This is a genomic window from Lentzea sp. NPDC060358 (assembly GCF_042725365.1).
Lineage (GTDB): Bacteria > Actinomycetota > Actinomycetes > Mycobacteriales > Pseudonocardiaceae > Lentzea.
The window spans coordinates 1-1656 of record NZ_JBHXCW010000462.1 but is presented as its reverse complement, the minus strand read 5'-3'; the positions used below and the strand labels follow the sequence as shown (position 1 = coordinate 1656).

The window sequence follows — 1656 nt, the reverse complement described above, 5'->3', positions numbered from 1 at the left end:
GATGGTCGCCTGGATCTCTCGGTGACGCAGGTGCTCTCGGTTGTCTTTTGAGGTGTAAGCCTTGTCCGCCAGCACCCGATCAGGACGAGTCCGGGCCCGGCCGTCGGTCAGCCTGGGTATTCGGATCCCCTGCAGCACCGGAATGAGCTGCGGGCTGTGGCGTTGCCCGGCGGTCAGCACGACCGACAACGGCTTCTGGCCCTGCTCACAGCTCAGGCGCAGCTTCGTGGTCAGCCCGCCATGCGAGCGCCCCAGCGCATGATCCTCGGGCTCGATGACGATGCCGCCCGGCGGCTCGGCCTGCAGATCCCCCTTTTCCGCGCACCACCGGCATGCTGATGCGCACGCGCGATCGTGGAGTCCACACTGACATCCCAGGTGATCCGCCCGGCCGCATCCGCCAAGGCTTGCAGGTGATCGGGATTCGCTGCCAGGCACCGGAGCGCTGCCAGCGCCGGAACACCCCATACGCCGCGGCCTACGATCCGTACTCCACCGGCATGTCCCGCCAGGGCGCCCGGTGCGCACCCGCCACCGGACCCCGTCGATCAACTGCCGCTTGGTCCACAACGACGGCCGACCCGACCGTGACGGCACAGGCAGCAACAGCTCCATCCGCTCCCACTGCGCGTCGGTCAGATCGAACCGCCTCGCCACCGCCAAGGTGTCCACGAGGTCTCCGGTGTTCAGGTTTCTCTTCGCAGGCAAACCCTCTGCCAGAGACCTCGCTCATTCTTGATCATCGACACGTCCACTAGCGTCAACCCAGCTCAAGCGGCCATCGTCGACTTCGATACAGGCCCTAGGCGTGCTGGTATAGGCGGTTGTGGCGTCGGAGCGGCAAGCCAAGGCAAGGCGACATCGTCAGCTTGAATGCCCGGTCTCGCCGAACTCGAACTGGGCCGACTTCCCAGCTGTGTAGGCGGCCTGAAGGCGCGGCGTTGCGTGGCCGAAGCTTGGGTACAGCAGGTGGTCTTCGGGTAGGTCGTCGCCGCGGTATGGGCACCACCCGATCTGGCCGTGGACCTTCAAGATGATCCGGCCGCAGAGGCTGCAATCCGTCCACCACCAGGGCGAGGTGCAGGGCTCTGCACCCTCTTGAGGGATGATCATGTAGGCAGTGGGTTCGAAGCCAAGCTCCCATTTGGCAGGCCCGGTGAGGAAAGGTGCCCACCCGATGTCGTCGACCCATCGGTACTCCGGCACATGGTCTACAAACTCGTTGAGGCTCATGTCGGTCAAGCTGGCTGGGGCAGGCAAGTCCACCTCGCCGAAGTAGATGCAGGTCCGGAGATCCGTTCCAGTGCTTAGCGCCTGCGCCTTGCGGACCTCGACGTCGGTCGGGAACTCGCCCTTCACCTCGAACCACATCGCCAGCTCGGTGTTCGGGTAGAGCTGGAAGTCGGGTAGATATGCTCCGGCATCACCGAGGCTGAAGCCCTCGGGCTCGTACCGCCATGGGATACCGAGGGTGTCGAAGAAGACCGCCCACCTGGCCTCCCGGCGAGACCTGAACCGGTAGCCGGCGTAGCGAGTCTTGGTCGGGGTGATTCGCCCCATGGAGCGTCTCCTCGAGATAGGTAAGAGGTCGCGCAGATTGGGTGGGGCGTCCTCACCGCTATGAGGAGCAGGCACACCTGTGGTGATCACGAAGCC

Annotated in this window: 1 protein-coding gene and 2 pseudogenes; all 3 read right to left on the bottom strand. The window is 64.9% G+C overall.

The features are described from left to right. A pseudogene (locus tag ACFWGZ_RS40885) lies at nucleotides 1-438 on the bottom strand (hypothetical protein); the annotation flags it as partial. A gap of 87 nt (nucleotides 439-525) precedes the next feature. Next, nucleotides 526-657, bottom strand: a pseudogene (locus ACFWGZ_RS40880) (transposase); the annotation flags it as partial. 207 nt (nucleotides 658-864) lie between these two features. After that, a partial coding sequence (locus ACFWGZ_RS40875; RefSeq protein ID WP_382456955.1) for a hypothetical protein occupies nucleotides 865-1656 on the bottom strand: 792 nt, incomplete at its 5' end.